The following is a 22,394-nucleotide window of genomic DNA, read 5'->3' on the forward strand; positions in this document are numbered from 1 at the left end:
ACGTGTAAACTTCGCTAGAAAACACAATTTAAAACTTTAAGAAAAAAGATCACAAACCGAAACCAGCTTACAAGGTTTCAATTACATTTATTTCTGCAATCGAAACTGTCGATCCCTTAGAAACTGCCGACTTTGCTACAAAACGAAGATATCTTGCTTTACTTTTTTTAAATGTTTTTACCTGTTCGATCGGATTGTTTTTTATATTCGAAAATTCCCCTTCAGACTGCAAAGTCCATTTTACATTATCCAGACTGGTGTAAAATTCATAGTTAGAGATTAGATTGAGATTATTTCCAACTTGTTGTGGCATATAAGTAAACCCGTTTATGTTTAAAATACTTCCCATATCGATTGTTATTTCCTGTGGAAGTTTATTAGTATCATTACCAAAACTCCAGTCTGTATCAGGATTTCCATCGATAATTCGGTTTGCCATTGTTAAATCTCCACTGGAAGCAGTAACTATTTTCCAGTTTTCTTTTGATGCACCATACTTTGCCGTTTTTATGGCGCTGCTGATATTTTCGTTTGTATTAATAGCAATCGCTTTTATCTGAACGGCTTTATTGTATTTGAATACTCCTTTATATAAAGTACTTTTTTTCGTTGGATTTTTTCCGTCAAGCGAATAATAAACCGGATTTCCATCTTCAGATTTTATTGTTATATCGCCGTTTTTATCTCGCTGAATTTCCGGCATACGCACAAAAACAGGCGCATTATATGCCTGAATATTTGAAATTACAATGCTCGCTTTTGAATCTGTAATGTTGATTCTTAATGCAGACGCTTTAACCCTGTCAATTCTTAGAATTCGTTTGTACCCAATAGTAGTTTCTGCGGCAACAGTTTTCCAGATTCTATCTGTTTTAACCTCAACATTAAAAGTTTTAACACGTTGTCCCAGTGGAATATATTCCTGAAGCAATACACGGTTTATATCAGTTGGTTTATCAAATTCAAAAGTTATCGAAGCTGTTTTAATATTATCATCGGTTGCCCAATACGAATTTTTATTTCCGTCAGTTACATTTTTTGCCCCAAACTCATTACTATTTCCTCTAACATTATTAGCAGAGATTTTTGTTCGGGATAATAATTCTGTTTTAAAATCGGCTTTTATAGTAGCGACTAATTCTTTTAGTCTTGTCTCATCATTTTCATGAACCAAACCTCTTTTATCCACCGGAAGATTTAGTAGCAAAGTTGCATTTCGCCCAACCGATTCATAATAAATGTCGACCATTTCATCCAGCGAACGTACTTTATCATCTTCAACAGCATGGTAAAACCATCCTGGTCTTATTGAAACATCGGCTTCGCCCGGAACCCATTTTTCGCCATCTTCATGTCCCGACATGAATTCAGTATAATGAACTTTCCCTGCCAGCTCATCCTTTTGACGTAAAAGAGACCAGTTTGTTTTTCCGGCACGACCTTCTTCATTTCCAATCCATCGGGCTTCTGAAGGTCCAACTCCCCAAACTAGTGTTTTTGGTGCTATTTTATAAATCAACTTATAAGTTTCATCCCAATTGTAATATTCAAGGGTATTAATTTTTCGGGTTTCGTTGGCACCGCCATAATAACCGTCTCCACCATTGGCTCCGTCAAACCACATTTCGAAAACATCTCCATAATTGGTCAATAATTCTTTTAACTGATTTCTGAAATAAGTAACATATTCGGGTTTACCATAATCTGCACGATTTCTGTCCCAGGGCGAAAGATATAATCCGAGTTTCAGTCCGTATTCCTTGCAGGCTACCGCTAATTCTTTTACCAAATCACCTTTACCATTTTTCCATGGGGAATTTTTTACAGAACGTTCTGTATATGCCGATGGCCACAAACAAAATCCATCATGATGTTTGGCTACCAAAATAATTCCTTTCATTCCGGCAGCTTTTACAATACGCGCCCATTGACGAACATCTAAATTCGTTGGATTAAAAAGTTGCGGAGATTCATCTCCATAACCCCATTCTTTATTGGTAAAAGTGTTTAATGAAAAATGTACAAAGCCATAAAATTCCATTTCCTGCCAGTCAATTTGTTTTTGTGTTGGCAACGGACCAAATGGCGCAGGAGTTTTTACCAATTCCTGAGAGCAAATTGATGTGATGAAGGAAAAAAAACTCAGTATTAAAAAAATATTTTTCATTTATACTCCGGATACTATTTTGACTGAAAGTGAATTAAAATCTAAATTTAAATCAAATCCATATTTTATTCACTACTATTTCGACCAACAACATTTTTAAAAGAGTATACGGAGACTACAAAGTCATAAAACCAAAAAAGCGACCCCATCGAATCGCTCTTTACTCTTTACTCTTTACTCTTTACTCTTTACTCTTTACTCTTTACTCTTTACTCTTTACTCTTTACTCTTTACTCTTTACTCTTTACTCTTTACTCTGCAAACTGATCCAGCATATCAAAAGTAGGAACAAAGAAAAGAGTTCCGGTTTTCGCTGTACTAAAATCTAAAATACGATCATAATTACCTATTGGAGAACCAACAAACATATTGGTCAGCATTTTTTGTATGGTACTGAATGTACTGGCATAAGCAATAAAATAAGTTCCCATTTCATTAGAAGATACATTACCAAATGGCATATTATCACGTACAATTTTTAAATCGTCTCCCACATTGGCAAGTGCCGAATGTGAATTGGAAGGTTTCTCTTCATCAGACATTTCGATATCATCGGCTTTTGATCTGCCAATTACTTTTTCCTGTTCCTGAACAGACAGAGATTTCCAGGCATTGAGATCGTGAATGTATTTTTGAACAAATAAATAACTCCCGCCTTTATACAAAGAATCCTCGTCGCCAATTATTCCAAAATATTCCCGATCACTACCGTGTGGATTTTCTGTACCATCTACAAATCCCAAAATACTTCGGCTATCCCAATATCTAAAACCATGAATTTCTTCGATACTTTCTCCAATTTCTGATAAAACATCTGAAATAGCTGATGCTGCATCGATACAAAAACTAAACTCTGTAGATCGTATATGAAAATGTAAATCTCCGCTGGTGGCAACTGCCGTGTGTTTAGATCCTACGATGGGTTCAAATGGCACTAATTCTTTTGGAAGCGGTTTAGGTAAGTTTAATAATAGCCACGCTTCATAACCAATTCCCATAACGATACTCGCCTTACAATCCGGAAAACGGGTATTCGCAGAATTATTAAGGTTGATAATTAAGGAACAGAGCTTTTTAAAAGTATCATCAGGAGAAGTATTTTTTTTCAAATTCCAAACCATAAAAATGGTGTTGTTATTCGCATAATCTAATACATTTTGAGAGTTAATGCTCATAAATAAAATTTTCAATAATTAGACGTAGAGATCATTTTAGAATCAAAACTTAAAAACATTTTAATTTTCAATTTTTAAAATCATTATCGTACTAAAGGTACAAAAAATGGGATGTAAATTTTAAGTAGCGTTTTTAAATGACTTTAAATTTTACCTCTAAAAGGTAAATTTAATTTCAGGATTTTCAATCTTCTTCATTACATTTTACACACTCTAATGAAACAGAAACCATTAGAAATTTAATTTGTATTTTCGTTTAACCTAAAATACTTTAAACTTCTATTACCACTAAAGATGAAGTAAAGTTTTATAACGCCAAAACAAAACCATATGAAACAACTGAAAATATTTACCGGATTGCTTACAATATCAATTCTTGTTTCGTCATGTTCAACTGTTTTAAAAAGCACAAAAATTGATTATCTGACCACCAATTTTTGTCAGCCCACCATATCATATGATTATTCTCAAATCGAAATTCCTAAAACCAACACACACAAACAAGACAGTATTTTAAATGCTAACTTATCGAAACATGACATCCTGATCAGTAAAGCAATTGGTATTGAAATTTATTTAGCAGAGTATCTTCAGACTAAAAAAGATACTTTGAAACGGTTAGTCCTAAAACAAAAAATTACTGATCGCTTACTACTTACCAATATAGAGATCAATGCATTGGCATCAGAATTAGATTGTAATGGTGAGCGCATCAATAAACTAGCCGACTTTGTAGACGATCTTAATAACAAAAAAACCAAAAATCTTACAGTCGCTTCTGTTACTTTAGGTGCGCTGACAACTGTTGCAACTGTTTTAATAAAAAACAACAATGCCAGTAATTTAGTTGGTGTAAGTGGCGGATTGCTTAGCGCCGGATTGGGAGCTTTGACTATTTCACCAAAAGGAAAAAAAATTGACCTTAAACTTGAAAGAAACCTGTTGCGAAATATTTGGTACAATGACAATTCTAATCAAACGTATCCAAATTCGATCTGGACTATTCTTAACGAGAAACAATTTAGTAATTCCGGAGAAAACGACTTGCAGGAAAGCATAAAAAACCGATGGCTGCAATATAATTTTGATGGAAAGATAGATCCTAAAACTCAAAAACTTTTCTTTGACGAAGGCGGAATTTATACAGCAGACAATTTACATTCCAGAGCTAACATGCTTAATGAGCTACAGTCTACGATTCGTTCTCTTGAACAGGATTTAAAAAGTTTAGCCATAAGACTTAATAGTTTTTAATACCTAAAATTCACACAGCTCCTATTTCAGTCAATTTAAAAAATCCCCATATTTTCGGGTTTGATCGTAAATCCTATACGCACCATGCTTTTGTGTTCCTGATAATCAATTAAACTTTCTGTGTAACCTACAAACCACTGCAATGTGAGATAATAATTTTCGCTTTTATAAGGTCTCCAGTTTACCTGTGTCTGTAAGGATCCATAATTGATAAGACCACTTCCTTTTCTAAAAAGAATGTCTGCGCTCCATCGTCCGGGTTGTATCTGATAAGTTGCACTCGCTTCGCCATATCCTACATATTTGGTAAGTCCGGGATTATCTTCTTTATCAACAAGCGGAATCCATCCTCTTAAGCCAACAATCCACCTTGGAGAAACTTGCGATTTTAATGAAAAAGCAAGCATGTTCCAGGTTCTGGAATAAATAGAATCCCTGCCATTGGATTCATGCTCAAAAGAGATTGATCCGTAGGTTAGCCTTCCGCCTTTTAAATAAAACGGACGAACAAGGGCAACACCTGGATTAAAATTAATTTCTGAAAACGGTTTTGAGCTTGCATAAATATCCCAAAAAGCTTTTTGAGTGTACATTAAATACGGAAAAAATCCACCCCATAAAGGCTTTGAGTTTAATCGCAACTTAAAACTAACCTGATATTTTACATCAGCAGTGTTTCGTGTAATAGCGGTATTAACAGGAACTCCGGTTAAGAAATAATTGTCTTTGTGAACAGAAAAGCTAGGTTCTTTTAACAGCGAATCTGCTGCACGGAAGTTTTTTTTAGTTTCTAAAATTTGTGAATTTGATGTGATTGTAAACAAAATCAAACACAGGAATAGGTATTTTAAGTACATTCTGATAGTTTAAATTGAGGCTTCTTTTTGAGCTTTTGGCTTTTTACTATAAATATACATCATTTACACCAATCGCATTAACGCAATAAAAACAAGAGTTAACGCAATAAAATAACTTCAGCTATTTCAAAATTGAAATTCTAATTTTAAAGGGCTATCATTAAAACTGGTAAGATACAAAAACAAAAAAGCCACTCGATTGAGTGGCTTTTTGTGAACGCAGAAGGATTCGAACCTTCGACCGCCTGCTTAGAAGGCAGGTGCTCTATCCAGCTGAGCTATGCGTCCATTAATTTTAAAACTTTATCGCTTAAAGTTTTAGTCGGGGTGGCAGGATTCGAACCTGCGGCCTCCTGCTCCCAAAGCAGGCGCGATAACCGGGCTACGCTACACCCCGAGGCAAAATTTAAGCGGAGAGACAGGGACTCGAACCCTGGCGACGGTTACCCGTCGACAGATTAGCAATCTGCTCCATTACCGCTCTGGCACCTCTCCAAGCTCAAGAAACGTGTTCTGTTTTGCGGTTGCAAAGGTATGACAACATTACATTTCTCACAACTATTTTGGAGCTTTTTTTTATTTTTTTTTGCATTTTTTTTTAAAACACTTAACAATCAAACAAATAGAATTAACGAAAATTTCATCTTAAATTTAAAATTCAATCGAATTGATCCAAAATTTGAATTTATTCAAATAAACAGTAAATTTGCTTGATTAACTAATATTAACAGAAAATGAACAAAAGAGTTGTTATCGTTTCTGCCGTTAGAACACCTATCGGAAGTTTCATGGGAGGTTTATCTACCGTACCCGCACCAAAATTAGGTGCTGCCGCTATAAAAGGAGCACTTCAAAAAATTAACCTTGACCCAAAATTAGTTGATGAAGTTTTCATGGGGAATGTTGTACAAGCCGGAGTTGGACAAGCGCCAGCACGTCAGGCAGCACTTTTTGCAGGTTTATCTGAAGAAGTTGCCGCAACAACAGTAAACAAAGTTTGTGCCTCCGGAATGAAAGCTGTTATGTTTGGCGCCCAGGCAATTGCTTGCGGAGATGCTGAAATTGTTGTCGCTGGTGGAATGGAAAACATGAGTTTGATTCCACATTATGTACAAATGCGCAACGGAAACAAATTTGGTCCGGCAACGATGCTTGACGGAATGCAAAAAGATGGTTTGACAGATGCTTACGATAACAACGCAATGGGAGTTTGCGCTGATTTATGTGCGTCTGAATACAACATCAGCCGTGAAGAACAGGATAATTTTGCTATTCAGTCTTATGAAAGAAGTGCAAAAGCCTGGGATGCCGGAAAATTTGACAACGAAATTGTTCCTGTAGAAGTTCCGCAAAGGCGTGGTGAACCTGTTATCGTTTCTAAAGACGAAGAATACACCAATGTAAAACTCGATAAAATTCCTTCGTTAAGTGCTGTTTTCACAAAAGACGGAACTGTTACAGCTGCAAATGCCTCTACAATAAACGATGGTGCTGCTGCTTTAGTTTTAATGTCTGAAGAAAAAGCAAACGAATTAGGTTTAAAACCTTTAGCCTACATAAAAGGATATGCAGATGCTGCACAAGAACCAAAATGGTTTACTACAAGTCCGGCAAAAGCATTACCAAAAGCATTAAACAAAGCCGGAATTGCAATAGATAATGTTGATTATTTTGAATTCAACGAAGCATTTGCAGTTGTTGGTTTGGCCAATGCAAAAATCCTAAATCTGGATAACAATAAAGTAAATGTAAACGGTGGAGCTGTTTCGTTAGGACACCCTCTTGGATGTTCAGGAGCCAGAATCATTGTAACTTTACTAAATGTTTTAGAACAAAATAATGCTAAAACCGGAGCCGCAGCAATCTGCAATGGCGGAGGTGGTGCATCGGCAATTGTTATCGAAAGAGCTTAAATAATATTAAATTAGGAGTTATTAATTTCTATAACTCCTAATTTTCAAACTAATACATTACCTAAATGTTCGGAATTTGCAATTTAGCCATAGTACCCGTTCGATCTGAGCCAAGCGACAGAAGTGAAATTGTTACACAACTTTTGTTTGGTGAACATATCGAAATTTTAGAACGTCAAAACCAATGGGCGCGAATAAAAATTCAATATGATGACTACGAAGGCTGGGTAGATTCTAAACAATATCAGGTAATTTCTGAAGAACACTACAATCAGTTAAGCAAAGAAGCCATTATTTTAAATGCTGATTTAATTGATTATATCACCGCTCCGGATAATTTATTACTACCTATTCCGCTTGGTGCTTCCCTGACATTTTTAAACAACAACGAAATCAATATATCAAATTTTGATTTTGAAGGAACCAAAACCAGTGGTATCAAACCCAAAAGTGCGCTTATAAGTACTGCTTTTATGTATCTGAACGCACCTTATTTGTGGGGAGGAAAAACACCTTTTGGTATTGATTGTTCCGGTTTTACACAAATGGTTTACAAACTAAACGGCTATAAAATTCACCGTGATGCCTCGCAACAGGCACTAGACGGAGAACCGTTGAGTTTTATCGAAGAAAGTGAAGCTGGCGATTTAGCCTTTTTTGATAACGATGAAGGAAACATCATTCACGTTGGCATCATTATGGAAAACAATTACATCATTCACGCCAGTGGAAAAGTACGTATTGACCGTTTAGATCATTTAGGAATTTACAATCCTGAAATCAACAAGCACACCCACAAACTTCGTGTGATCAAAAAAATCATTTAACTCCTCTATAATTCTTAAAGAATCAGACTTTGACAAAGCTTTCATTATCTAAAACAGACTTTACCATTAACGATGTTTCCATTCAGTTTCCAATTGATATAGATAATTTAAAAAAGGCTTTGGGAGAATGCCGATACACAAAGAAACAGTATAATCATATTTATACCTGGGATGAGCTTGGTATTCTGGCGTTTTCTAAAGAAGGAATACAAGCAGAGCATTTGATGCTTGAACTTGTAACAAACCAATACGATTATTGTTCTCAAAACCCTTTTAAAGGGCAATTTCTTTTTGATGGCAACGATATATTCGATTTCTGTAAATCGAACAAAAATCAGCTTGTAAAACTTTTTAAAGGAGACAAAACAGGAGCTTTAATCCTTAACGGAATGAGCATATGGTTTGACAAAGAAGATGGCGAAATTACTGTTTTGGATATTTCAGCTTACGAAGAAAAAGAAAAGCAAAAAACAGAAAAAACACCACTTGATCCGGAATTTGCACAATTCGAAACTTTATGGCAGGAATGGATTTCTGAAATCAATAAAATTGTCGAAACAGATCATGATTATTACAACTTAACAGACGGTATCACTTTAGAAACCATTACAAAACATGCTGTATTAGAAGACGAAATAACAATTCCGCCGGCACTTTTAAACTTTTACAAAGTTCAAAATGTAGAGTATGATGCTGTAACCTCTGCTTTTCAGTTTTTAACACACAATTGGAGTTACGATTTAATTCCGTTTGCAGACATTCCTGAAGAATGGAATTCGATACAAGATTTACAATTTGACGAAGACGATCTTCCAGAACAGGAAATAGATTTCGAAAAACTTCAAACCAACAATTACACCAACCCAAAATGGATTCCGTTCGCCACAGGAAGAAACGGAGATTATTTACTATACGATACAGATCCTGCCGAAAAAGGAAAATTTGGTCAGATTATAGAACTTCAAAACGAATCCTGGCAGCGAAATATAGTCGCAGAATCTCTCGAAGAACTCTTAAATAACGAAATCAATAATTTAAAAACCGGTAACCATCAGCACTTTGATTTTATTATTAGCAAAAAAGGTTTTGAATAAAAAGAAATAAGTCCTGGTTTTCAACTAAAATATTCTCAAGCTTTTTTAATGTATTTAATTTTGCCTTCCTTGTCTATAAAATCCAAAGAAGTAGCATTAACAGCTCCAAATTTTTCAAAATTTAATTTTGCTTCTTTCAAGGTCATATGATTCGGACCGTCTCCCCCATTTTCCCAAAAGCAAACAGAACAAATATCCCATAAACCATCTTCTCCATATCCAATTGAATAATATTCACAGCAAGGGCATAAACCAGCTTTTTCTACTTCGCCAGTTACTTTATCATCAAAATTTAAACCTGTATTATTCAATTTAAGTTCCAAATAAGAATTGCTTACAAACGACAATTCTCTTTTTAGATAATCTAATAATAATACTTCTGATTCTTCATTAAGAATTGGATTTGGAGTATTATTAATTAATTCTATAAAACTGTATGAAATTTTAGGATAACATCCGTTCTCTATAGCATTAACAATACCTTCTTTATCGCCAAAAAACCAATAATTATTTTCTAAAATCTCAAGCTTATCCTGATCAGATAAACTCTTCAATTCACATGCTGCAATAGCTTTTTTCGCTTCTTCTCTATCCATCTGTTTAAATTCGTCTCATCCGCGTGCCAACATCACGCACTAATACGAATCGTTTTTCTAAACTCCGAAGGACTATTCCCTCTTTGTTTCTTAAAGAATTTATTAAAGTGACTTTCATCCGTAAAGCCAAATTCATACGCAATTTCGTTAATACGTTTATCACTAAATTGCAAACGATGCTCAATTAGTTTCGTTTTATAATTACTGATATATTGCTGCATCGTTTCGCTGGCATGTTTTTTAAAATATCGTCCTAAATACGTATTCGAAATTCCAAAATAATCACTTATAGATTCCGCTTTAATCTTCTCCGGATAATAAATATTAGTCTGGATATATTGCAGAATATCCATTGCTTTAGCCTCACAACCAATATTTACCTGTTCCGGCAAATACTTCGCAATATTCCTTGCTACAATAATAATCAGCGTATTGACCAATTGCTGAATCAATTCCTGATTGTAAACATCTTTATCCTGATGTTCACGGCAAATAGCTTCAATCATTACTTTTACCAAACATTTATCCGCATCATTTTTTAAAATACAACCCGGCTGATGATTCGCATTTTGCAGAATATACTCTAAACGCTGAATATTCTCGTTTTGTAAACTGGAATTCTTTAAATAAATATCATTAAACCTCAAAAAGAAAAATTTTGTTTTTGTTTCGATCGTAAAATTATGACAATCCTCAGGCGTTAATAAAAACATATGTCCGGCATCATATTCAAAAATATTTTTGTTGATGCATTGGGTTCCGGTTCCGCTCAGAATATAAACCAATTCAAAGAAATTATGACGATCTCCAACATCCGGATATTCATCCAGTGTTTCAAAAGATACAGTAAACGGTTCATATAAATTTTCTTTTTTCATGAGTTGCAAATTATTTGAAGTTGCAAATTTACATAAAAAAGGCAAATATATACAAGTTAACACTCTTAAAAATGGTATAATTTTGCCAAGTAAAATTTAAGATTTAAAATACAACATCATGGAATATAGAAAATTAGGCAACTCAGAACTTGAATTATCAACTATAACTTACGGTGCATTTGCTATTGGCGGGAACATGTGGGGCGGAAACGAAAAGAAAGATTCTATCGATTCTATCCACGCCTCAATCGATCACGGTGTAACTACAATCGACACCGCTCCTTTTTACGGATTTGGTTTAAGTGAAGAAATGATTGGAGAAGCTTTAAAATCTCAAGACCGTTCAAAAGTACAATTGCTAACCAAATTTGGTTTGGTTTGGGACGGAAGCAACAACGGAAAAGGCGATTTCTTTTTTGATGCCGACGACAACGGAAAAAAAATACCAGTCTACAAATATTCGTCAAAAGAAAGCGTAATAAAAGAAGTCGAAGAAAGCCTGAAACGTCTTCAAACAGATTATATCGACTTATTACAAATTCACTGGCCAGACACAACAACACCAATTTCTGAAACGATGCAAGCCGTTGAAACATTACTTCAGCAAGGAAAAATCAGAGCATTTGGCGTAAGCAATTACAGCATTCCGCAAATTCAGGAAGCGCAAAAAACAGTTCAGATTGCATCAAATCAGGTTGCTTTCAGTATGCTGAACCGCAAAATTGAAACCGATTTAATTCCGTTCACCGTTTCAGAAAACATCGGAATCATTGCTTACAGTCCAATGGAAAGAGGTTTGTTAACCGGAAAATATTTCACCGACAGCAAGTTAAAAGAAAACGATCACAGAAATGGTTATTTCGGTCAGTTTGATCTTCAAAAAGTAAAAACTTTAGTTGAAGAATTGAGTTCATTGGCACATTCAAAACACATTTCAATTTCGCAATTAGTATTACGCTGGACGACTTTACAAAAAGGAATTGCAATTGTTTTAGCCGGAGCAAGAAACGCAGAACAAGCCATTTCTAATGCCAAAACAATGGATTTCGATTTATCTGTTTCAGAATTAGATTTCATTAATCAGGCTATTTCAAAATTAAAATAATATTTTAAACACATAGAAAAATAGTTTTACTTTCTCTATAAAGGCGTTTCACTTATTTAAAATGTACATAGTATTCGCAATCTGGTCATTCCGGGAAACGAGAAAGAACTAACTTTAAGAACTATGCTTTAAAAACTAGTTTCTTTCCATTCTCTTTTCCAGATAGAAAAACCTATGTTTCTATGTGTTTAAAAACAATCTCAAAAATTAAATAACTAGAATTTGGGCGTGTCCCAAGCGCCGGGCTATCCGTTGCAATCTTTTATGCCGAACCCCGGCACAAAAGGATTTCCACTACTATCCCTCACGCATCCATTTTCAAAAGAACATAAAGTAAAAATGAAAAAAATATTTATTATCAACGGAAGTCAAAATTTTGCCCATTCAGGTGGAAAATTCAACGAAACCGTTACCGATTGGACAATTGAGTTTTTAAAAAGCAAAAACTACGAAATAAAAACAACTGATATTAAACAAGATATCGATCTTGACGAAGAAGTAGAAAAATTCGTCTGGGCAGATATTGTAGTGTATCATACACCTGTTTGGTGGTTTCAGGTCCCTAATCTTTTCAAAAAATACATCGACGATGTTTTCACTGCCGGACACAACAAAGGAATTTATAAAAGTGACGGCAGAACAAGAACAAATCCGGACATTAATTACGGTACCGGCGGACAATTACACGGACGTAAATACATGCTTACCACAAGCTGGAATGCGCCTGCAACGGCCTTTACTCTTCCGGGAGAATTCTTCGAAGAAACATCTGTAGATGACGGAGTTATGTTTGGTTTCCATAAAATGAATAAATTTGTAGGAATGCAAAAACTGGACGGGTTTCATTTTCACGATGTTGAGAAAGGCGCAACAGCTGAAAACATTGAAATCTTTAAAGAAAACTATACCAAACATTTAGAACAAACCTTTAAAACTCTATAACTATGATTTCAATTACAGCAATTTTAAAAAGCAAACCGGAAACTACAGAACAAATACGAAGCATGTTAAATCATTTGGTTACCGAAACCAGAAAAGAAGCTGCCTGCGTACGTTACGACCTTCATGCTGTCGATCATGTTTTTATTATTTGGGAAGAATGGAAAGATCAGCCAGGTCTTGACATTCATAACAATCAGCCCTATTTAGTTGATTTTATTGCTCAAAGCGAAAGTTTGGTTGCCTCGCCTATTCAGGTTTACAAAACAACACAAATACTATAATCTAAAAACGATGAAAGCACTATTGACCAATACTTACGAATCTGAATTTGTAAGCACCGAAATTGATAAACCAACTCCTAAAAAAGGAGAAGTGTTAGTCAAAATACACGCAAGCGGCGTAAATCCAATCGATAACAAAATCAGAATTGGAGTTTCTCCTTATGCATCACCTGTATTACCTGCCGTTCTAGGAACTGATCTTGCCGGCGTTATTGAACAAATTGGCGAAGGCGTTACGCAATTTAAAGTGGGAGATGAAGTTTACGGACTTGCCGGAGGCGTTTTAGGTCTTCAGGGAACTTTAGCAGAATATACTGCTGTAGATGCTGATTTATTGGCCATAAAACCAAAAAATCTAACCATGAAAGAAGCAGCAGGAATTCCGCTTGTATTGCTTACTGCCTGGGAAGGTTTGATTGACAGAGCCCAGGTAAAAAAAGGGGATAAAGTTTTAGTTCATGCCGGAGCCGGTGGCGTTGGACATATGGTTGTTCAATTGGCTAAAATTTTTGGTGCAGAGGTTTATGCAACTGTTTCTTCTCAAAAAGCAGACACTGTAAAATCATTTGGAGCTACAGCAATTGATAAAAATACTCCTGTAGAAGATTATGTAAATCAATACACTGACGGAAAAGGTTTTGATATTGTTTATGACACCCTTGGTGGTCAGTCACTTGACAACTCTTTTAAGGCCATTCGTCATTATGGTCAAATTAGCAGTTGCGCTGCTTTTGGCACTCATACGCTGGCAACAAGTTCACTTCGTTCAGGTAGCATTCATGGTGTTTTTGTTTTGCACCCAATGATTAGCGGCGACGGAAGAAAACATCATGGTGATATCCTGACAGAAGTAACCAGACTAATCGAAGAAGGAAAATTAAAACCAATCATCGATCCAAGAAAATTCACCTTAGATAATGCTATAGAAGCGCACAAAGCGGTAAGTGACGGCTCTTCTTTTGGTAAAATTGTTATTGATGTAATTTAATTTTTAGAATAAAATTAATCATTTTAAGCCTGACTTTTATTGCAGAATCAAGCTATTACATACAAAAAGAGACTATCTCACGATAGTCTCTTTTTTTTATATTCTGTAACTTACTTCTTTATTATTTTTTGTGTATACGACTTCTTAGCAGACGAAGTCACATTAAGAAAATATATTCCCTTGGTTTTACCTGATAAATTAATAGCTTTATCAGTACTGCTACCACCAGAGAAAGTTTCTGTATAAATTAGTTTTCCTTCCGGGCTATGAACTGTAACAGTATAATTATCTGCTGTAGGCGGCGTAGCCAGATAAAACACATTACTTGACGGATTAGGATATACCTGAACTCCTTTTAAATTATTTATTTCTTTTGGATTAGTTACAGCCAGATTAGATGCGTTATCTATTTTTAAATTATCAAACCAAATTCTGGTTCCGTATCCTGAAGTATTTTTTATTTTAAGTAAAACATTTTTCTGTTGCTGTACGATACTTAAATCAACTTTTTCAGTTCTCCAGTCAGAATCTTTAGTCGGAATCCAATCGTTTGTTTCATTTGATCCTGTTGTTGCCGGATCATCCTGAATGGGCGGCGAAACAGTCTGCAACTGCAATTGGTTTTTAGAATATACTTTTGTCCAGGTCACACCACAATCTGACGATACTTCTATATCAATCTGATCAGGAGCCGGAGTTGGATCATAAGCATTTAAATATTGCGTATAAGCCAGATCAAAGTGCAAATATGGTGTTGTAACAGCAGAAAAATCTAACGATTTTAAAATCAACTCATCGATCTTACCCGTAGGATTATCAGCATTATTAATTACCAGACAAGACAAATCACCTTTGCCTGCATCAGAACGTTTTTCCCATGTTATCGCGTCCTGATCAGGATTAATGATTTCCCAGTCCTCAATAGGAAAACTTCCTTCAAAATTTTCTGAAAAAGGAATACTGTTTTTGCTTTTCACTACCACTACACCTGTTTTTGATTGTAGAGTTCCTGTTCCATAGGCATTAGAAGCAGTTAAAGTTACATTATATTTTCCCGGACTATTATAAATAACCGCCGGGGTTTTACTTGTAGAAGTAGCCGGTGTACCGCCCGGAAATGACCACGACCATGCGGTAGGTTCTCCTGTTGAATTGTCTTTGAACGTAATAGGAAGATCACTGCATAATCTTTGATTTTCGATTACAAATTCTGAAACCGGTGTTTCTTTACTGTCAAAAGTAAATTTTAGATTATCAATCCATATCCTTGAACCATATCCCGAAGTATTTTTAAATTTAAATAAAACATTCGATTGTCCTTTAAAATTTGACAATAACACCCTTTCTGTCCTCCAGTCAGAATCTGAGGCCGGAATCCAGTTGTTCGGATCATTACTCACTGCGGTTTCCAATTCAGTATGTGTTTTTAAATAAACACTTTCCCAGGTAAGACCACAATCTTTTGAAGCCAGAATTTCAAGAACATCCGGACTTGCAGTATCAAATTTAGCATAAGCAATATCAAATGAAAAATCCGTTACTCCAACCGATAAATCAGTCGGTTTGAGGATAATTTCATCTACCTCGCCTACTTTACTATTGTCTGCATTATTCATCATCATACACGACGCTGAATTATGTCCTACTCCTGTATGTTTTTCCCAGGTTAGTTTTGTATCCGGATTGATGATTTCCCATTCAGCAGGAGGAAAAGAACCTTCAAAACCTTCAGTAAAAGAAGTTCTATAAGGATCAACAACGTTTATAAAATTATTTTTAGTCATAGTTGTTCCTGTACCATTTGCATTTTTAGTTGTAAGTGTTACAGCATATGAACCAGGCGAATTATAATGAACTACCGGATTTTGATCTGTAGACGTTGCAGGTGTTCCTCCAGGGAAAGTCCAGTTCCAGGAAGTAGGATTTCCTGTTGAAGCATCTATAAAAGGAGCCGTAACACTATTGCATCGGGTACCTCTCACTGCAGAAGCAAAATCAGAGACAGGAGTAGCCGCCTGAGTTATCGCTACATTTACATTATCAATCCAGATTCTTGTTCCGTAACCCGACACATTTACAAACCGAATAGAAACATTGTTATTTCCTATATAAGCACTAAGATCTACAATTTCTTTTCTCCAGTTGGCATCTGAAACTGGTATCCAGTTATTAGCCAGAGCCGTAGGGACAGCCGTGGTTTCTAAATCAGTATGCATTTTCGAATATACATCGTTCCAGTTTAGACCACAATCTGTAGAAACCTGAACTTTTAAAATATCCGGACTTGAATCATCAAACTTTGTATAAGCGACATCAAAAAACAGCTGACTGTTTTGTCCAGAAGTAAAATCAAAATAAGGTAATCTGATATAATCTAAAGCACCTACCACAGCATTATCGGCATTGTTCATGATCATGCACGAACTATCATTATGCCCCACATCTTTACGTTTTTCCCAGCCTAATCCTTTATCGGGATTTGTAATTTCCCAACCCGCAGGAGGAAAACTTCCGGCAAAAGTCTCTGTTAAATTTACAGTTGATTTTTGATCTACTTCAATGTAATTTGCTATTTCTTTTGTATTTGTTCCCAAGGAATTGGTTACCTGCAAAGTCACTTTATACCTTCCGGATGCATTATAAGTCACTACCGGATTTTTAGCTGTAGAAGTAGCAGGAACACCACCTTCAAAAGTCCACACTCTCGAAGTAGGCAATCCAAAAGAAGCATCATTAAAAGCAATTGTTTTTCCGGAGCAAATAGCTGTTGTACTGCTGCTGAAATTGGCAACCGGAGCAGTTTCGATCACCCCAACAGAACCAAGATTGCTTTCCTGCCATAACAATCCTCTCGGATATTTGGCCACAGTCTTATCTTCTAACCAAAACGTCATTGCATTCGTCTGATCTCTGGTGTACATGTTCTGGCAATCTGTATTATAATCCATGTGGTTTTCTGCATTTGCATATACGCCACAGCTATTTAACACGTTTCTGGTACAGCCCTCAGCAACTTTAGTTGGCGGAGTATCAGCCATACCATCATTTACAGGATCACAATCATCCTGAAAAGTATGTTTTAATCCAAAATAATGACCAAACTCATGTGTCATTACTTTTGCGAAAGTAGCACTTGCATTTGAGCCACAAGTACTTCCTATATATCGGTGATTGTAAGCAACACGCGGAATGGCATCCTGAATAGGCAAAAATGCATGTCCGGAACCAACAGATCCCTGACCCGTATTGGGCTCATCAACCACGAGAACATCCAGATAATAACGGTTATTTTTACCATACCAGATATAATCATAAATTTTAGCATCGTATCCGTCTACAACATGTGCTTCCGGATGCCAGTCTAAACCGGGAATTTCCAAAGGATTTCCGTCAGGATCAACAGTTGCCAGAACAAACTGAATATTCATTTTACTTTTAACAGCATCAAAACGGGGATCCGTCATGTTATATTCCGGAAACAAACCGTTAAAATCCTTATTTACCGTAAGCAATGCATCATCAATTCTGCATTTCATATCAGCTTTGGTAAAGACATTGTTAATATTTGTTCCATCAGTCAAAATGTGAAATACCACCGGAATGATATAAGGAACATTTGCTGTTTTTTTCGTATTTCCCTTTTTCCAGGTTTTAATTTTAGATAAGGATTTCTGAAATACAGCCTCCTCTTTTTGAGATAATTGAGTTCCGCATCCAATTGGGTTTTGGTTTTGCCCAAAGGTAATGCAGCATTGAAGCAGAAAAACTGCAGCAATAAAGTAGTTTTTTTTCAAGGTAGTCGTTTTTTTGTTAGTTATACTCAAATACAGGATTATCAAAAGATCAGTTAAAAAGGTCAGTTTTAAATGTTCCTCTTTTTCAATTCCTGAATCTGAACTTGTTTTTTGATAAAAATATTTATTTCACTAACAAACAATCGATATTATCTTATCGTAAAACAATTGTATATTATCTGCTTTTCATCTCTTATTAAATTTTTAAAACCTGAAAATCTATAAAGCATTTATATCTGTAAAACAGAAATAATCCCTTATTTAATCCCTCCAAAAGCACCAAAGCACATATTCTTGTGCAAAATCTCTACGCTTTTAAAACCTGTTTTTTTCATTAAATCCAATTGATAATTCATTGATCTTGGCGTATCTTCTTTGGCAATATAATCAAACACGTTTTTACGATATTCAGCTCCGCCAATTCCTTCTAAATATTCGCCATATCGTTGCCAGGTATATTCATTCAATAAATCAGTATCCTGCGTAATCAAGTCCGAAATCATAAAACAGCCACCCGGCTTTAATAATCTGAAAATCTTAGCAAAAGTTGTTTCCCAGTCCTGATCATCACGTAAATGATGCAAAACTGCTCCTGCCAAAATAATATCAAAAGAGTTTTCTTCTAAATCTACTTCCCTGATATCTCCTTGCTTAATTTCGACATTCCCGTTTGTTTCTGCCGACACTCTTTCATAAGCTTTATCCAGCATTGGCAAACTCAAATCGACCAATGTGCAGTTTAAGTCCGGTACTTTCGACAACATCATTAAAGTATAATTTCCTGCTCCACAACCAATATCCAAAACCGTTTTGGCATTAGGCACAATTCTTTTAGAAGCTTCTGTAATAAGTTCTAAAGAAATTTTAGCATCAATTGTAGACAATTGTCCGGTTTCTAAATTTGAAAATCGTTCGACATCATTATCGAATCTTTCTTTGATTTCTGTAATAGTTGATTTTTCCATGGTTTTTTTTAGTTTTTTCATTAGATGTTAGACGTAAGATGTTATGAGTTATTTACCAACAATCCATTTTTCGCGTTTAGCTTCTAACACCTAACATTTAACAAACCAAAATTATTGTTTTAATATATACTCTAAAAATACTTATTTTAGCAATTATTAATACTTAATAGGTATTTATGGAATTACGTCATCTTAAATATTTTTTGGCTGTAGCCGAAGAACTCAGCTTTACCAAAGCATCTGAAAAACTTTTTATTTCACAACCACCGTTAAGTCGGCAGATTATGGAATTAGAAGAAGAACTTCAGGCAAAACTTTTTATCCGGAACAATAAAAAAGTGGAACTTACCGAAGCCGGAAAGTATTTTGAAAAAGAAGTAACAGCACTTTTTCAGCATTTGGAACGCATTTCATTAAAGACAAAGAAAATTGCAGAGAACGTTTCCGGAGAATTCAGAATCGCTTATATCAGTTCGATTTATTCCTCAGTTATTTCAGAATTAATCAAACATTTAAAAACACAATTTCCGTATGTCAATTTCAAGCTTTTTGAAGTTTCTACCACAAAACAAATCACAGCTTTAGAACAAGGAAAGATTGAAATGGGAATTATTCGTTCTCCTGTAAAATCACCCAAAATAAAAGCCCAATTGTGGTTTCAGGATGGTTTTTCACTGGTTTACAATAAACAGTTCATTCAAATTAATTCAGAAAAAGAAATTCCGAATCTAAAAGAAGAAACCTTTGTGTTTTTCAATAAAGACTATGCCCCGCATTATCATGAAGTATTGTTAGAACTCTGTGCTTTTTATGGCTTTACGCCAAAAGTGGTTCACGAATCAAACAATATCAATTCGATTGTACAATTGGTAAAAAACGGCTTGGGAATTTCGATCGTTCCATCAAATATTGCCCAAAACAATCCGGATCCTGACATTGGTTTTATCGAGTTAAAAAAAGTAAATCTGCGCACTGATGTTTCGATCATAACCTCAAAAGAAGACGATTCTGAAATTACGAGATCTGCTGTTGAATTTTTGTTAAAAAAAGAATAGCCACGAATTCACGAATTTCTTTTTTAGTTTGCGCATAGATTTTAAAAATGAAAATCCGTGACTCTAGCCGCAGCAAACAAGCAAAAAAATTATAGCTATAACAAAAATTCGTTACAATTTATTACAGTAATCCACATTATAAAAAGCGAACTTTTAAATACCTTAGCAAATTATAATTCTACTAAAAAAACTCAATAAAAATGGCTGAACAATCATCAATTCAGTGCCCAAATTGCGGAACAACTATCGATGTCAATGATATTTTAAAACATCAGCTGGAAGATAGCATCCGTAAAGAATTTCAACAAAAAGCAACTCTCCAAAACAAAGAGTTAGAGCTTAAAAACGAGCAATTCGAAAAAGCCAAAGCTGAATTTGAAGCCAAGAAAAAACAGGAAAATGAACTTTTTGCCGAGCGTTTGGAGCGTGAGAAAAAGACAGCCGAAAAAGAAATCTCTGAAAGATTAAAAGTCAAACTTGAAGAAGAAAATAAAGATCGTTTGCTTTTGATGGAAAAAGAACTCTCTGAAAAATCAGAAAAAATCAGGGAATTGAATAAAATGGAAGGTGAAATTGCGAAACTCCAACGCGAAAAACTGGAAATGAAAGAAGCCATTCAGGCTGAAGCCGAAAAGCAACTCAACGCCACTTTAGTACTTGAACGTGATAAAATCCGTAAACAGGAAGAAGAAAAAAACGAGCTAAAAATAAAAGAATACCAAAAGCAATCTGACGATCAAAAAAAGCTGATCGAAGAAATGAAACGCAAGCAGGAACAAGGTTCTATGCAATTGCAAGGTGAAGTAATGGAATTGGCTATCGAAGAATGGCTGGCAAACAATTTTCCGCTGGACACGATTGATGAAATTAAAAAGGGTGCAAATGGTGCAGATTGTCTTCAGATTGTAAATACCCGAGAACTGCAAAATTGTGGTTCTATTTATTACGAAAGTAAGCGCACCAAAGCTTTTCAACCGGCATGGATTGAGAAATTTAAAAATGATATTAGAACCAAAAGAGCCAATATTGGTGTTCTGGTTACCGAAGTAATGCCCGCCGGAATGGATAGAATGGGAATGCGTGACGGCATCTGGATTTGTACTTATGAAGAATTTAAAGGTTTAAGTGCTGTTTTACGTCAATCTCTAATTCAGATTAGTCATGCGGTGCAGGCACAGGAAAACAAAGGCGATAAAATGTCGATGTTGTATGATTTCTTAACCAGCAACGAATTCCGCTTGCAAATTGAAGGAATTGTCGAAGGCTTTACGCAAATGCAAAATGATCTTGATTCTGAAAAAAGAGCCATGCAAAGAATCTGGAAACAACGCGAAAAACAAATCGAAAAAGTAGTACATAACACTTTAGGAATGTACGGTTCTATTCGTGGTATTGCCGGAAATGCAGTACAAGCCGTAAGAGCTCTGGAACTGGATTTTATCGAAGGTGATGATGAAGATCCTAAAGAATTAGAATAAGCTTTTGGGCTTCGCTCAGAATGACAAACCAAATAATCAGACTGAGCGAAGCCGAAGCTTTTATAACAATCAATCTACTTTTCTGAAAATTAAAAGTTTTCCTGAAGGATTGGATAAAGTTAATCTGTTATCTCCTATAGAATAAGTTGTAGTACTTTGAAGTGCTTTAATAAAATCTCCTTCTTTATTTCCCGGAGGACAAGCCATCAAAGTCGAAATAACTTTTGAAAATCTCAGTAAATCTTTTTCATAAAATATAGAACCGCTCATCGAATTACATCCGCCATATCCCATAAATCTATTCTCTGCAGAATTGATTTCGATTCTTGGTAATTCTCTTTGAAAATCAGTCGGAAAAACTTTAAATCCGTTTAATTCTTCCAGAACCCAAATATCATGCAGGCGATAATCGGTTATGTATTTTCCGCAGCCATCCAGCTTTTTTGCCTGCAATTCTGAATTGTTTTTAATTTCAACCGAAACTTTGTACGGAGAAATTTCACCAGACATGGAGTTCTGACAATCTAATTGCTGAATGGTAATGGTTGCACCTGATGTTTCATTACTAATCCTGTACATTTTAACATTGGCATCCATCGCTTTTATGGCTTCAGCCGAAGGAAAAACAAGCTTTTCTTTTCCCGGAATTAAAGAGGTAAAAACAATATTATCGTTTCCCATTTTTAATCCCCAAAAAGGTTCATTTCCGGTTGCTTTAAAATAAAAGTTCATATCATCTTCCTGAACGTTTGCTGAAGTTGTTTCTTTTGTATCTGAATTTTTGCCTGCTGTAGTTTTACAACTTACTATCAAAGAAAGTATTAGCAATAAAGAGAATATTTTTTTCATAGGATTTTATATTAAAGAATGTTTTTCTAAATACATAAAATTCCTATGAATTTACGACAATTTTTTAAAACCTGATATTTCAATTTCAAAATAATTGCAACAGAAAAAATCTTCTTAAGCCTGATTAGAACAGAATTTCAATCTAAAAAAGCATAAATCACATATAATTTACCTTT

18 protein-coding genes and 3 tRNA genes are annotated in these 22,394 nt (G+C 35.2%); 10 read left to right on the forward strand and 11 right to left on the reverse strand.

The genetic code is table 11. The annotated features are described in order from the left end of the window. Positions 1-67: 67 nt before the first annotated feature. Positions 68-2,167: an alpha-L-fucosidase gene (locus A4F88_RS11350; RefSeq protein WP_068842734.1), complete on the reverse strand. Its 2,100-nt coding sequence runs from the start codon at positions 2,165-2,167 to the stop codon at positions 68-70. A 251-nt stretch (positions 2,168-2,418) separates the two neighbouring features. Beyond that, positions 2,419-3,336 (reverse strand): Dyp-type peroxidase, encoded by a 918-nt coding sequence (locus tag A4F88_RS11355; RefSeq protein ID WP_068842983.1) that lies wholly within the window; start codon positions 3,334-3,336, stop codon positions 2,419-2,421. A 336-nt stretch (positions 3,337-3,672) separates the two neighbouring features. On the opposite strand from A4F88_RS11355, the gene A4F88_RS11360 reads away from it, so the two are divergent. Further along, positions 3,673-4,596, forward strand: a complete 924-nt coding sequence (locus A4F88_RS11360) for a hypothetical protein (RefSeq protein WP_068842735.1) — start codon at positions 3,673-3,675, stop codon at positions 4,594-4,596. Positions 4,597-4,631: 35 nt separating this feature from the next. Here the strand turns inward: A4F88_RS11360 and A4F88_RS11365 are convergent, their stop codons facing one another. The 4 genes from A4F88_RS11365 to A4F88_RS11380 all read right to left on the reverse strand — a co-directional run bounded on the left by A4F88_RS11365 (position 4,632) and on the right by A4F88_RS11380 (position 5,948). Then, positions 4,632-5,453 (reverse strand): phospholipase A, encoded by an 822-nt coding sequence (locus tag A4F88_RS11365; RefSeq protein WP_068842736.1) that lies wholly within the window; start codon positions 5,451-5,453, stop codon positions 4,632-4,634. Between the two features lie 214 nt (positions 5,454-5,667). Further along, positions 5,668-5,741, reverse strand: a tRNA-Arg gene (locus A4F88_RS11370). A 34-nt stretch (positions 5,742-5,775) separates the two neighbouring features. Continuing rightward, positions 5,776-5,850: transfer RNA gene (locus A4F88_RS11375), tRNA-Pro, on the reverse strand. 14 nt (positions 5,851-5,864) lie between these two features. Then, a tRNA-Ser gene (locus A4F88_RS11380) sits at positions 5,865-5,948 on the reverse strand. 239 nt (positions 5,949-6,187) lie between these two features. Between A4F88_RS11380 and A4F88_RS11390 the strand changes: the two genes are divergently transcribed. From A4F88_RS11390 to A4F88_RS11400, 3 genes are all read left to right on the forward strand, one after another. Further along, positions 6,188-7,366: an acetyl-CoA C-acyltransferase gene (locus tag A4F88_RS11390; protein WP_068842738.1), complete on the forward strand. Its 1,179-nt coding sequence runs from the start codon at positions 6,188-6,190 to the stop codon at positions 7,364-7,366. 65 nt (positions 7,367-7,431) lie between these two features. Further along, positions 7,432-8,193: a C40 family peptidase gene (locus A4F88_RS11395; protein ID WP_068842739.1), complete on the forward strand. Its 762-nt coding sequence runs from the start codon at positions 7,432-7,434 to the stop codon at positions 8,191-8,193. Between the two features lie 29 nt (positions 8,194-8,222). Continuing rightward, positions 8,223-9,287 carry an SMI1/KNR4 family protein gene (locus A4F88_RS11400; RefSeq protein ID WP_068842740.1) on the forward strand — a complete coding sequence of 355 codons (1,065 nt, stop codon included), beginning with the start codon at positions 8,223-8,225 and terminating at the stop codon, positions 9,285-9,287. Between the two features lie 35 nt (positions 9,288-9,322). Here the strand turns inward: A4F88_RS11400 and A4F88_RS25175 are convergent, their stop codons facing one another. Both A4F88_RS25175 and A4F88_RS11410 read right to left on the reverse strand, forming a co-directional pair. Beyond that, positions 9,323-9,883, reverse strand: a complete 561-nt coding sequence (locus tag A4F88_RS25175) for a CPCC family cysteine-rich protein (protein WP_082815755.1) — start codon at positions 9,881-9,883, stop codon at positions 9,323-9,325. A gap of 32 nt (positions 9,884-9,915) precedes the next feature. Further along, positions 9,916-10,761: an AraC family transcriptional regulator gene (locus A4F88_RS11410; protein ID WP_068842741.1), complete on the reverse strand. Its 846-nt coding sequence runs from the start codon at positions 10,759-10,761 to the stop codon at positions 9,916-9,918. 118 nt (positions 10,762-10,879) lie between these two features. Between A4F88_RS11410 and A4F88_RS11415 the strand changes: the two genes are divergently transcribed. The 4 genes from A4F88_RS11415 to A4F88_RS11430 all read left to right on the forward strand — a co-directional run bounded on the left by A4F88_RS11415 (position 10,880) and on the right by A4F88_RS11430 (position 14,077). Next, positions 10,880-11,866, forward strand: a complete 987-nt coding sequence (locus A4F88_RS11415) for an aldo/keto reductase (RefSeq protein WP_068842742.1) — start codon at positions 10,880-10,882, stop codon at positions 11,864-11,866. Between the two features lie 339 nt (positions 11,867-12,205). After that, positions 12,206-12,808 carry an NAD(P)H-dependent oxidoreductase gene (locus tag A4F88_RS11420; RefSeq protein ID WP_068842743.1) on the forward strand — a complete coding sequence of 201 codons (603 nt, stop codon included), beginning with the start codon at positions 12,206-12,208 and terminating at the stop codon, positions 12,806-12,808. 2 nt (positions 12,809-12,810) lie between these two features. Next, a complete protein-coding gene (locus A4F88_RS11425; RefSeq protein WP_068842744.1) occupies positions 12,811-13,089 on the forward strand; it encodes a putative quinol monooxygenase in 279 nt (92 codons plus the stop codon). Positions 13,090-13,099: 10 nt separating this feature from the next. After that, entirely contained in the window at positions 13,100-14,077 is a 978-nt protein-coding gene (locus A4F88_RS11430; RefSeq protein WP_068842745.1) for a zinc-dependent alcohol dehydrogenase family protein, read from the forward strand. Positions 14,078-14,187: 110 nt separating this feature from the next. Here the strand turns inward: A4F88_RS11430 and A4F88_RS11435 are convergent, their stop codons facing one another. Both A4F88_RS11435 and A4F88_RS11440 read right to left on the reverse strand, forming a co-directional pair. Beyond that, entirely contained in the window at positions 14,188-17,871 is a 3,684-nt protein-coding gene (locus A4F88_RS11435) for a PKD domain-containing protein (protein ID WP_068842746.1), read from the reverse strand. A 257-nt stretch (positions 17,872-18,128) separates the two neighbouring features. Next, a complete protein-coding gene (locus A4F88_RS11440; RefSeq protein WP_068842984.1) occupies positions 18,129-18,836 on the reverse strand; it encodes a class I SAM-dependent methyltransferase in 708 nt (235 codons plus the stop codon). Between the two features lie 176 nt (positions 18,837-19,012). Between A4F88_RS11440 and A4F88_RS11445 the strand changes: the two genes are divergently transcribed. Then, positions 19,013-19,891, forward strand: coding sequence for a LysR family transcriptional regulator (locus A4F88_RS11445; protein ID WP_068842747.1), 879 nt, complete (start codon positions 19,013-19,015; stop codon positions 19,889-19,891). Between the two features lie 200 nt (positions 19,892-20,091). Then, entirely contained in the window at positions 20,092-21,369 is a 1,278-nt protein-coding gene (locus A4F88_RS11450; protein ID WP_068842748.1) for a DUF2130 domain-containing protein, read from the forward strand. Between the two features lie 69 nt (positions 21,370-21,438). On the opposite strand, the gene A4F88_RS11455 is transcribed toward A4F88_RS11450, so the two are convergent. After that, complete coding sequence (locus tag A4F88_RS11455; protein ID WP_068842749.1) at positions 21,439-22,218, reverse strand: META domain-containing protein; 780 nt, start codon at positions 22,216-22,218, stop codon at positions 21,439-21,441. Between the last annotated feature and the right edge of the window lie 176 nt (positions 22,219-22,394).

The sequence above is a fragment of the Flavobacterium chilense genome (assembly GCF_001602525.1).
Classification (GTDB): Bacteria; Bacteroidota; Bacteroidia; order Flavobacteriales; family Flavobacteriaceae; genus Flavobacterium; species Flavobacterium chilense.

Excerpts from the sequence above, each read along its gene's own strand:
- A4F88_RS11390 (WP_068842738.1), top strand. The coding sequence starts at position 6,188 with ATGAACAAAAGAGTTGTTATCGTTTCTGCCGTTAGAACACCTATCGGA.
- A4F88_RS11450 (WP_068842748.1), top strand. The coding sequence starts at position 20,092 with ATGGCTGAACAATCATCAATTCAGTGCCCAAATTGCGGAACAACTATC.
- A4F88_RS11455 (WP_068842749.1), bottom strand. The coding sequence starts at position 22,218 with ATGAAAAAAATATTCTCTTTATTGCTAATACTTTCTTTGATAGTAAGT.
- A4F88_RS11415 (WP_068842742.1), top strand. The coding sequence starts at position 10,880 with ATGGAATATAGAAAATTAGGCAACTCAGAACTTGAATTATCAACTATA.
- A4F88_RS11395 (WP_068842739.1), top strand. The coding sequence starts at position 7,432 with ATGTTCGGAATTTGCAATTTAGCCATAGTACCCGTTCGATCTGAGCCA.
- A4F88_RS11430 (WP_068842745.1), top strand. The coding sequence starts at position 13,100 with ATGAAAGCACTATTGACCAATACTTACGAATCTGAATTTGTAAGCACC.
- A4F88_RS11425 (WP_068842744.1), top strand. The coding sequence starts at position 12,811 with ATGATTTCAATTACAGCAATTTTAAAAAGCAAACCGGAAACTACAGAA.
- A4F88_RS25175 (WP_082815755.1), bottom strand. The coding sequence starts at position 9,883 with ATGGATAGAGAAGAAGCGAAAAAAGCTATTGCAGCATGTGAATTGAAG.
- A4F88_RS11445 (WP_068842747.1), top strand. The coding sequence starts at position 19,013 with ATGGAATTACGTCATCTTAAATATTTTTTGGCTGTAGCCGAAGAACTC.
- A4F88_RS11365 (WP_068842736.1), bottom strand. The coding sequence starts at position 5,453 with ATGTACTTAAAATACCTATTCCTGTGTTTGATTTTGTTTACAATCACA.
- A4F88_RS11350 (WP_068842734.1), bottom strand. The coding sequence starts at position 2,167 with ATGAAAAATATTTTTTTAATACTGAGTTTTTTTTCCTTCATCACATCA.
- A4F88_RS11360 (WP_068842735.1), top strand. The coding sequence starts at position 3,673 with ATGAAACAACTGAAAATATTTACCGGATTGCTTACAATATCAATTCTT.
- A4F88_RS11410 (WP_068842741.1), bottom strand. The coding sequence starts at position 10,761 with ATGAAAAAAGAAAATTTATATGAACCGTTTACTGTATCTTTTGAAACA.
- A4F88_RS11420 (WP_068842743.1), top strand. The coding sequence starts at position 12,206 with ATGAAAAAAATATTTATTATCAACGGAAGTCAAAATTTTGCCCATTCA.
- A4F88_RS11440 (WP_068842984.1), bottom strand. The coding sequence starts at position 18,836 with ATGGAAAAATCAACTATTACAGAAATCAAAGAAAGATTCGATAATGAT.